The 10,834-nt window shown below is 41.8% G+C and carries 7 protein-coding genes; 2 read left to right on the top strand and 5 right to left on the bottom strand.

Annotated features, from left to right (window positions below):
- The 4 genes from PY091_RS03700 to nagB all read right to left on the bottom strand — a co-directional run bounded on the left by PY091_RS03700 (window position 1) and on the right by nagB (window position 7,864).
- Window positions 1-1,485, bottom strand: a complete 1,485-nt coding sequence (locus tag PY091_RS03700; RefSeq protein ID WP_275648355.1) for a glycoside hydrolase family 10-like protein — start codon at window positions 1,483-1,485, stop codon at window positions 1-3.
- 89 nt (window positions 1,486-1,574) lie between these two features.
- Window positions 1,575-2,909: a RagB/SusD family nutrient uptake outer membrane protein gene (locus PY091_RS03695; protein WP_275648354.1), complete on the bottom strand. Its 1,335-nt coding sequence runs from the start codon at window positions 2,907-2,909 to the stop codon at window positions 1,575-1,577.
- A 17-nt stretch (window positions 2,910-2,926) separates the two neighbouring features.
- Window positions 2,927-5,899 (bottom strand): SusC/RagA family TonB-linked outer membrane protein, encoded by a 2,973-nt coding sequence (locus PY091_RS03690; RefSeq protein WP_275648353.1) that lies wholly within the window; start codon window positions 5,897-5,899, stop codon window positions 2,927-2,929.
- 57 nt (window positions 5,900-5,956) lie between these two features.
- Window positions 5,957-7,864 (bottom strand): glucosamine-6-phosphate deaminase, encoded by a 1,908-nt coding sequence (gene nagB, locus PY091_RS03685; RefSeq protein WP_275648352.1) that lies wholly within the window; start codon window positions 7,862-7,864, stop codon window positions 5,957-5,959.
- A 180-nt stretch (window positions 7,865-8,044) separates the two neighbouring features.
- Between nagB and PY091_RS03680 the strand changes: the two genes are divergently transcribed.
- Both PY091_RS03680 and murQ read left to right on the top strand, forming a co-directional pair.
- Entirely contained in the window at window positions 8,045-8,794 is a 750-nt protein-coding gene (locus tag PY091_RS03680; protein WP_275648351.1) for a DeoR/GlpR family DNA-binding transcription regulator, read from the top strand.
- A gap of 4 nt (window positions 8,795-8,798) precedes the next feature.
- On the top strand, window positions 8,799-9,614 hold the full coding sequence (murQ, locus tag PY091_RS03675; RefSeq protein ID WP_275648350.1) for an N-acetylmuramic acid 6-phosphate etherase: 816 nt from the start codon (window positions 8,799-8,801) through the stop codon (window positions 9,612-9,614).
- A 14-nt stretch (window positions 9,615-9,628) separates the two neighbouring features.
- On the opposite strand, the gene PY091_RS03670 is transcribed toward murQ, so the two are convergent.
- The gene (locus tag PY091_RS03670) at window positions 9,629-10,747 is read right to left on the bottom strand and encodes a PQQ-dependent sugar dehydrogenase (protein ID WP_275648349.1); all 1,119 of its coding nucleotides are present in this window, start codon (window positions 10,745-10,747) and stop codon (window positions 9,629-9,631) included.
- Window positions 10,748-10,834: the final 87 nt, after the last annotated feature.

Genomic DNA, 10,834 nt, shown 5'->3' with positions numbered 1-10,834 from the left:
CTATTTTAGTTTTAATGGCAGCATGGCACTTTGGTTGCCATATGCGTCACTAATATTGATTTGAATATTGCGTCTTAACTGTTTTTTAGTGAGTTGAAATTGAAAACATCCTTCCATGGCACTCTCCGAAAGATATTGTTTTCCAATGAGTTGATGATTGCCTTTTTGGTAAATATAAAGGTTGAGAAATCTAGGGACATTATCGGTGTGATCGATACAGATGGTCAAAGCTTGTTGGTCCAACTGAACTGATTTGATGGCCGGTAATTGAACCTCACGTACAACTTTGTTGAGTGGTCCAGGGTTTTCGGAAGGCAAAAGATAAAACTTTTTTTGAAGCTTTTCATTTACTTTTTCATGTTGTCCTATCAACGATTTTGCACTAAAGAAGATATTTCCATTAATGTGGTCCAACTCCCGGGCAAGGTTCAACTGTTTTGGAATCTCATTTTTTTTGTCCCAAGCCTTGTCGGCATTGTTTTTAATTTTGTAGGTACCGTTTCCGATGTACAGATTGGTGTTTGGTGTGTGCTGGTCCCACCACGATGTTATGATCTTATGGGAAGCCACGGGGTAATCCATGCTCCAATAGACTTGAGGGGCCAAATAATCCAGCCAGCCTTCCTGCACCCAAAGTACGGGGTCGGCAAAGAGGTCTTCAAAGGTGGTTTGTCCCGCTTTGGTATCGGAACCTGTGGGGTCGGTGCTTTTATTTTTCCAGACTCCAAAAGGACTGATTCCAAATTGGACCCATGGTTTATTCATTTTTATGGTCCGATGCACATTTTGTACCAGCGAGTCCACATTGCTTCGTCGCCAATCTTCCAAGGATTGTTCTGGTAATCCATATTTTGCATAGGTTGCTGCATCATCAAAAGTTTCCCCCTCTACTTTGTAGGGGTAGAAGTAGTCATCAAAATGTATGGCATCCACCTCATAAGTGGTGACCAACTCTTCTATAATTTTGTTGAATTTTTCCCTGACTGCTGGTAGTCCGGGATTGTAATAATTCTTTTTCCCGTATTGTATGATCCAATCGGGGTGTTGGTAATAATCGTGTTTCTGGGAAAGTAATGAAGTATCCAAGCTAACTGTTGCTCTATATGGGTTGAGCCAAGCGTGGAATTCCATGCCACGGGCATGGGTTTCATTGATCATCCATTTCAATGGTTCGTCGAATCCTTCTGGGGCAGTACCTTCTTTTCCGGTCAAATATCTGGACCAAGGTGCCAAATCGGTCGGGTAGAGGGCGTCTCCTGCGGTGCGTACCTGTACGATGGCCGCATTGAAATTCATATTCTGATAGAAATCAAGGATATCGATGAAGTCCTTTTTTTTCTTGGAAACATCGTCATTCGGATGTTTGGGCCAATCGATATTGGCCACTGTAGCTATCCACACGCCCCGAAACTCTTTTTCAGGCGCTTTTACTGTTGCGCAAGCACATATAAAAAGTAAGGGCAATATGTATAAAAATCGACGCATATATAGGATAAAAAAAAGGCCTACGTATGCACTAAATGTAGGCCTTTTCAAGATTAATTAAACAACTAACAACTTAAAAACATTATCTTTTAAATGGCTGGGTCAGCCGGTGTGTTTGTATTGTTATCTCTTTCCGTGTTAGGGTAAGGATAGAAGTTTCTGTTGCGTTCTTCCTCGAAATTTTGAACGGTTGGAGTAGGTTCGGGTCTGCCAAACCTTCTACTGTCCTCTAAGCTTGAACCAGTCAAGAACAATTCAATCCTTCTGTTTTTATAAACTTCGTCCAACAAAGCATCTACAGAGGTATCCCCGGCATATGCAGGAAGGTTCGCGTTTACTCCAAAAGCATCATCTGTATCGGTAAGTACCAAATTCAATGCAGTTACTGCAGCACCAGTGTTTGGTGAGGCGCTCCTTAGGTTCGCCTCAGCAATGATCAAGTTCATTTCATCTGGCAAATACAATGGTATTTCTGATGATTCAGTTTGGAAGAAACCGGCCAAGTCTTCAATGGGGAGTTGGTTAAGGTTCAATTCATCCAATGGAATCAAGTAGAATTCAACCCTTCCGTCATTCTCATCGATTACAAAGCTCTCTGGAAGACCAAAATTGTCCCTTGGCTTAAAGTTTGGTGTTCCATTTTGGTAAACCCTGCTCCAAACCGGGTTAAGGTTTTGGGAATCGTATGTGAAAACTGAAGTGGAAGTTTGGTCTACTTCCGAAGCCGCAGCAATGGCTGCATCATAATTTCCAGCATACAGGTTAAACCTCGCCAACATGGCATCAATGGTGTTTTCCAAATCGATTTCACCTCGCAAAACCTCTGTTTCAAATTCTGCTGAAATGGGATTTGCAGTAATGGTGTTCTTGGCTTCGTTCAACAAAGTAATTGCGGTATTGAATCCTTCGATTCTTGAAACAAAAGGAGGATTATCCTCTGATGTTGCTACAATTACTTGCTCATAGTTTTGTGCCATGGCACCAATACTCATTGCATGATAAAGGTTTGCATAAGCAATCAAACCACTTTGAGTTCCTGGATCAATATCAATGGTGGCAGCATTTGCAGAAATATCTTCTGCAATACCTATTACCCTTAACATAGTAGTCCATAGACCCACAACATTGGAGTTTGTGTTGGGAATGTCCCCACCGTCTTCCAAATCGATCATGTTTTGGAATGTGGTGGTTATTCCCGCTTCTCTTGTTGTGATAGCGGGGGTTTCAACAATATAGCGAACCCCGGATGTGGAATATAGTTCCTGCATACCGATGGTAGCTGCCAAGATACCTTCCCTTGAGGAGAATACCTGATCGCTTGTTGCAGCATTCGGGTTTTCAAAGTCTGTTTCGCAAGATGTAAATGCCAATACGGTAGTTAGCAAGAACATCAGCTTATATGTGTTATATCTGTAAAATTTCATTGTCAATTTTTTTAAGATTAGAAGCTTACGTTAACGCCTAACTGATACGTTCTTGGAATCGGCACCGTTGCAAAATCAAATCCACGCACACCGTTACTTTGTCCGGCAGCACTAACTTCTGGATCCCATCCTGAGTAATCGTCCCAAGAGAATAGGTTTCTACCCACCAAGGTGAACTTGATGTTATCGATATATTCCCAACTTGGTTTAAGGTTATAGCTCAATGCTACTTCCCTAAGTTTTACAAAGGAACCGTCCTCTACAAATTCTTCGAAAATATTGGCCTGGGCACTACCATAACCTTTAGGACGGTTGCCCAATAATTCTTGTCCAACATTGTATCCGCCACCGAACACTACGTTGTCCAACAACCTTCTGTTCCAGTTGAATACATCGTACCCTTGTACGGCATCAAACTGCACTCTAAGTCCAAAATCTTTGTATGTAAACTCGTTGATCAAGGAACCGAACCAATCTGGGTTTGGATCTCCGATTACTTTAGAGGCTTCACCATCTTCAGTAGTACCTCTATATGGGTAACCGTTTTCATCCAATGCGATAGATCCATCTTCATTTCTTGCATAGAATTGACGATAGAACACCCCAAGTGGCTCACCTTCGATCACATAGTTGGTAGAGAAACTTCCGGCCAATGTCAATCGACCACCTCCTGCTACACTGGTTACCTCGTTTTTGTTGGTTGAGAATGTAGCTGTAACATCCCAATTAAAATCGGGAGTTCTTATCGGGGCACCTTTCAAAAGAACTTCTACCCCTGTATTTTCCAAGTTTCCTACGTTTTCAAATCTTGAACCGAATCCACTGGATGGGCCCAATACTCTAGGTAATAAAAGGTCTGTTACTTTTTGCTTGTAGTAAGAAAACTCGATACCTAATCTGTTTTCGAACAGTCCTGCGTCAAAACCTAGTTCAACTTCGTCCTGTCTTTCTGGTTTAAGGTCTTCGTTACCTTGAGCGGTAGATGGTATAAGACTAACTGAACCGGTCAATGCGGATGGGTTGTATACAGAGAATCTGTCAAATGCACCCAAAGCGGTCAAGTTTCCGGCTTGTCCCCATGAAGCCCTTACTTTGAATAGGTTAAAAGTGCCTCCAAATGTATCTTTCCAGAAATCTTCATCGGAAATCACATAAGATCCACTGGCCTTAAAGTATAGCTGGTTACGCTCATCTTCACCGAAGGTAGATGCACCGTCCAAACGTACAGCACCGTTTACATAAATTTTATCGTTCAAAGAGAACGATTGTTGGAAAAATGCTCCCCAGTAAGATATTCTGGACCTTGTTTCACCTTGTTCCAAAATACTACCTCCTGTTGCGGTCTGTACCACTGGAGGAAGTCCGGTTGCGTTGATACCAACACGATCACGCTCTTCATATTGCCAAGACCCACCTAGGGTAGAGGTTGATCTAATTGCATCAGTAAGGTCGGTTCTATATGTTACGTTAAGGTCCGAGTTGTACTGGAAATTGTTCAAATCGGCTCTTCTTGCATATCCATCAGGGTTTGGTGATGTGTTTCCAATCGGTATGTAAGCTGTAGCAGATTGGTTGTAATAATCCATACCCAATGTATACTTTGCACTCAAATGTTTGTTGAAATTGGCGTCCAAAGCGATGCTGGTGATAAAACGATTGGTTTTTTGTCCAAAATCGAAACGAGATACAGCTTCTGCTGGGTTTGTTCTTGGTACTGCTGGAGAGGTTACAGGGAAAACACCGGATTCATCTGGTGATGGATCTATGGAGTTGTCACTAAAAACAAAACCTGTAATAGCACCGTAAGCGTTGTTGATACCACCATTGGGTACGTCCTTACTTACACTGCGCACATAGTTGAATCCACCTGTAATATCCAACCAATCGAAAGCTTTTTGGGTCAAGTTGGCCTTGAATCCATATCTTTTGAAATTGGTGTTCTCTACAATACCTTCATTATCTAAATGAGAAGCGGATAAATAATAAGAAGTGTTTTCTGAGCCACCTGTCATGGAAAGGTAGTTTTCTACACCAAATCCAGTGTCAAAGAAAGCATCTTGCAGATTGTATCGCTCAACTTCATAGGTATCCAAATTGGTTCTGTCACCAGGAACTTCCCAAGCCAATGGAACGGTATTATAATCAATTTCCTTTCTTAGTTCGTTGACCCTAACATTGGTCATGAAAGTAAATTTAGGATCACCGCTTCTACCTTGTTTGGTAAAGATCTGTACTACACCATTACTGGCTCGCGATCCATAGATAGCTGCTGCAGCGGCACCTTTGATTACCTCGATTTTTTCAATATCGTTAGGGTTAATGTCCGCTAACCTGTTTTGCGCATTACCACCAAGGTCCACCAACTCGTTACTGGAGTTACTGATGATAATTCCATCGACAATGTATAGTGGGTCCGAGTTACCTGCAATGGTACTTGGTCCCCTTAAACGTATACTGATACCACCTGCAGGGTCACCTGAGTTTTGCTGAACCAAAGCACCGGTAATTTTACCTGCAATGGCCTGGTCGATTTGTGTGGCACCATTATCGGTAAGCTCTTCTGCTTTTACCGAAGATATCGCATTACCAAGTGTTCTTTTGTTAACACCTGCTCCAGATCCGGTAACAATTACCTCGTCCAAGCTCAAAAGGTCTTCTGCTAGGGAAATGTCATTGGTAATGGTAAGGCTTCCACCTGCTGTAATTGAAATTCTTTGAGATGTAAACCCTAGTGAACTGAATACCAAGGTATGCTCTCCTGATTCCAATGTGGCAGTGAAGCTGTAGTTCCCATCAAAATCGGATACAGTTCCAAATGATGTGTTTTCAATAAATACAGATGCACCTGCCAACGGAAGGTTGGTGCCGGCCTCTGTAACAGTCCCGGAAAAAGTGTACTGGCTCTGTCCAAACGCGGAAAGCGTCGAAACCATGAGCGCAAATAGCACCAATCGGAACTTCAATCCTAAATAATCATGAAGTTTTCGCATAAAAATGAGTAGTTTAATTGAGTTTAGTTTAACGAGTAGTTTGTATAAGCGTTATTTTTAAAAATGATAGCGCACAAAGCCTTCCATAGCTTCGTATTCTGCCATTCCGAGTTCGTTGTATCTGTTAGCGGTATCCTTGTTTCTTTGTTCGGCACGTTGCCAAAATTCCCTTTCATCGTTACCTGGGAACATGGCACTGTCCTTTTGGGACTGGTGCTTGAAAATGGCGTTGATTTTTCTGGTCATATCTTTTGGGCCAATTGGCACGGCCATTTCCATGTCAGCGATATCCCATTCTTGCCAAGCACCGCGGTAAAGCCATACATAACAGTTTCTGATCCATTCAACTCTATCTTCCTTGAGTTTTTCCAATGCTTTGAAGATGATTTGCAGACATACCCTGTGTGTGCCGTGCGGGTCGGACAAATCTCCTGCAGCAAAAATTTGATGCGGTTTTAATTTGTTCAGCAAATCATAGGTAATCTGCACATCCTCATCGGAGAGAGGTTTTTTCCTTACAGCTCCTGTTTCGTAAAACGGAAGGTTTTGGAAGTGGGCATTTTCTTCTGGTACACCACAGTACCTGCAAGCTGCCAAGGCTTCACCTTTCCTTATAAGTCCTTTAAATTCTTGGACTTCGGGACTGTCCAGCTCTCCTGGTTTTTTGTTGGCGATGAATTCGCGAACATCTTTGAATTTCTTTTGAAGGTCCTTATTGTCTTTTTGCACATCTGTGGCAAAATCCAAGAAACGGATTACTTCGTCATCAAAAACGGCAATGTTACCGGATGTTTGGTACGCTACATGCACGTCGTGTCCTTGGTCCACCAGGCGCAACAATGTTCCTCCCATGGAAATAACATCATCATCTGGATGTGGGCTAAAGATCAATGAAGTCTTTGGAAATGGCTCGGCCCTTTCAGGTCTTTGGCTGTCGTCCGCATTGGGTTTCCCTCCTGGCCAGCCTGTAATGGTGTGCTGTAGCTGATTAAATACTTTAAGGTTGATTTGTTCTGCAGAACCAATCTCCGCAATCAAATTACCCATACCATATTCGTTGTAATCTTCGTTGGTCAGCTTTAAAATGGCTTTGCCCAACTTTTCGGACAACCAAATTGTGGCGGTCTTTATGAGCTTATCATCCCAATCACATTCTGTGGCCAACCAAGGCGTCTTAATTCTTGTTAGGGAAGAAGCTGCGGCCTCATCCAATACAAAGTCACAGTTTTCGTGATGCTGAAGGAATGTTGCGGGAACAGATTCCTTTATCTCTCCTTCAACGGCTTGTTGGATTATGCTGGATTTTCCTTCGCCCCAAGCCATCAAGATGATTTTTCGTGCACTCATAATGGTGCCCACCCCCATGGTGATGGCTCTTTTAGGGACATTTTCTTCACCAAAGAAATCACTTGCAGCATCGAGCCTTGTGACCCTGTCCAAGCGAATTAATCTTGTTTTACTGTTCAATGTGGAACCTGGTTCGTTAAAACCAATATGTCCGGTTCTACCAATACCCAAAACTTGGATATCGATGCCGCCCACATTCTTTATTTTCTCTTCATAATCCTCACAGTACTTTCTTACCTCTTCCATGGAAAGGCTTCCATCGGGGATATGTACATTGTGTGGCTCAATATCGATATGGTCGAAAAGGTGTTCGTTCATGAACCTTACATAACTATGGATGGAGTCTGCATCCATTGGGAAGTACTCGTCCAAGTTAAAGGTGATCACGTTTTTAAAACTCAGTCTCCCTTCTTTGTGGAACTGAACCAAGTAGTCATAAACTTTTACAGGTGTGGAACCTGTAGCCAAACCTAGAACAGCTTTTGTGCCCTGTTCTTGTTTTTGCTTGATCAAACTAGCAATTTCATTTGCTACCGATAGCGAAGCTGCATCTGAATCCCCATGGATAATCGTGTGGATTTTTTCAAATCTTAATTCTTCCTGATAAGGCTCGTACATAAGAAAATAAATAATATTCTAGCAAAATGCTGAAAAGTTAATTCCAAATATATGCAAAAAACTGCATATCATGCGATAAAATGCTTTTTTTGATAAAAATATCTTGAGAACTGCAAATTTTTGCAGTATTTTGCCGTTATTGATGATGTTTTTAGTATTTATTTAACTTTATCACATCCTATGTTAAAAGAAGAGAGGCAGCAATTTATTCTAAATGAGGTGGGTATCCATAATAGGATCCTGTTGACGGATATTGCTGATCAGCTCAATGTGTCTGTAGATACGATACGTAGGGATATTAAGGAACTCCACAATGCAAAGCTTTTAAAAAAGGTGCATGGCGGAGCTGTTTCTTTAGGGTTCAATAACTATAACCCAACAGGGAAAAAGATATATTCCCTCGAAAAAAAATCGCAAATTGCGGAAAAGGCGCTCGGTCTTATAAAGGATGGACAGGTTATATTATTGAGTGGAGGCACGACCAATTTGGAATTGGCTAGGATGCTTCCGCCAAAGTTAAAGTTGACCTGTTTTACACCGAGTCTTCCTATTGCGGTTCAGTTATTGGGAAAGAGCAATATAGAAGTCATATTTATTGGAGGGCGTCTGTCCAAAGATTCACAGATTACGGTAGGTGGGAGTGCGATCAATATGCTCTCCGAAATAAAAGTGGATATTTGTTTTCTAGGAACAAATTCCATCCACCCGATGGAAGGACTTACTGAATTTGATTGGGAAATCGTTCAGATGAAAAAGGCAATGATCCATAGTTCCAGAAAAGTGGTTTCACCCTGTATATCTGAAAAAATAGGTTCCATGCAGCGTTACAAGATATGTGGCGTGGAGGAAGTGGATGTATTGATCACCGAATTGGAACCGTGGGACGCAAAACTAGACGCATTTAAAAATTTGAACATTCAAATACTATAATATAGTGGTAGAAAAGCACATTAAGATTACCGAGGAACCTTCTAATTATGACCAATTGGAAGAAATGGGAACTTTGGATATTGTGGCCAATATAAACAATGAGGACAAAAAGGTAGCAGATGCTGTAGAGCTTGTTTTGCCGCAAGTAGCCAAGGTGATAGATGAAACGGCCAAACGTTTTGATAAAGGCGGTAGACTTTTTTATATAGGTGCAGGAACAAGCGGTAGGTTGGGTATCTTGGATGCCTCTGAAATACCTCCAACTTTTGGAATGCCTTATGATAGGGTAATCGGACTTATTGCCGGCGGTGACCATGCCATTCGAAAGGCTGTTGAGTTTGCTGAAGATGATACTGCACAAGCTTGGAAAGATCTTAAGGAATACGATATCAATGAAAACGATGTTTTGGTCGGTATCGCCGCTTCTGGCACAACACCTTATGTTTTGGGCGGGGTGGCCGATGCCAAGAACCATGGCATCCTTACGGTGGGAATTACAAATAACCCTGGTTCGCCATTAGCCCAATCTACGGATATCCCGATTGCAGTGAATGTGGGGCCCGAGTTTTTGACAGGAAGTACTCGAATGAAAAGCGGTACAAGTCAGAAAATGGTGCTTAATATGATTTCCACAGGATTAATGATCAGGATTGGAAGAGTAAAGGGCAACAAGATGGTTAACATGCAATTGAGCAATACCAAATTGGTAGATAGGGGAACCCGTTATATAGTGGAAGAACTTGGGCTTAGTTACGACGAGGCGGAAAAGGTTTTGAAAAAATACGGTTCCGTTAAGTTGGCCATAGATGCACTAAAGTAAAAGTCATTGTATCCTTACTTGGGAACCAAGCGGTAAATTCCTTTGCCTTCAACGCTAATGTATATATAGCCGTCCGGAGCTTGCCTCACATTTCTAACACGGCCCATTCGGTCTAAGAGCTTTTCGCGATAAATGACTTTATTGTCTTTTAGTTCCAAACGTTCCAAGTATTGAAAAGCCAAGGACCCCACTAATAAACTTCCTTTCCATTTAGGGTATTTATCGGAAGTAACGAATGTCATTCCAGAAGGGGCAATGGATGGTGTCCACTGATATATCGGTTGTTCCATACCAGGGCGGGAAGTCTCATCGGTAATTTCCGTTCCACTATAATTAATGCCGTATGTAATGATGGGCCACCCGTAGTTTTTACCTTTTTGTATGATATTGATCTCGTCTCCACCTCTTGGTCCATGCTCGTGTTCCCATAAAACACCTGTGGTAGGATGTAGAGCAAGCCCCTGCGGATTTCTATGTCCATAGCTCCAAATCGCTTTTCTAGCTCCTCTTTTATCAGCGAACGGATTATCTTTTGGAATGCCGCCATCATCGTGCAAACGATATATTTTGCCACCATCCCTTGTAATATCCTGTGGATTTACATCCCTGTTGCCTCTTTCCCCAATGGAAAAGAATAAATAGCCATCACTGTCAAACTCTATTCTGGAACCGAAATGTTGACCCCGAGTGGAGTTTGGTGAAGCCTTGTACAGTTCTTCAATATTTACAAGCTGATTGTTTTTTAGTTTGGCCCTCATAATGGCCGTATGCCCTCCTTTACCTTCACCTTTAGATGAGGCATAAGAAAAATAGATCCAACCATTTGTATTGTATTCAGGATGTAGCTCAATATCCATTAAACCTCCTTGGCCTCGGTTGTAAACTTTAGGTGGATTTTCAATTTCTGTGATAGTTCCTGATTGGAATAACAGTAACTTTCCGGTCTTTTCCGATACTAAAATGGCATTGTTTGGCAAGAAAACCATGCCCCAAGCGTTCTGAAGGTCCTCGATTACCGGTTGTACAGTAAAATCAAGGGTTTTGGGCGTATTTATATCCTTATCCACGGTTTGCGCGCAGGATGTACTAAGCAGTACAACGAAAAAAATGGGAAATAAGAGACTATTTTGCATAATTTTACGTTGAAATAACAGATTTTATAGATAAACGACCATATTAGTATGGTTGGGTGAGATTAAGATAAAGAGAATTTTATAAGA

Origin of the sequence: Flagellimonas okinawensis (assembly GCF_029194005.1) — a bacterium.
Taxonomy (GTDB): domain Bacteria; phylum Bacteroidota; class Bacteroidia; order Flavobacteriales; family Flavobacteriaceae; genus Flagellimonas; species Flagellimonas okinawensis.
Note: the sequence above shows the minus strand (reverse complement) of the source record. Positions and strands in the feature narration are given on the sequence as shown.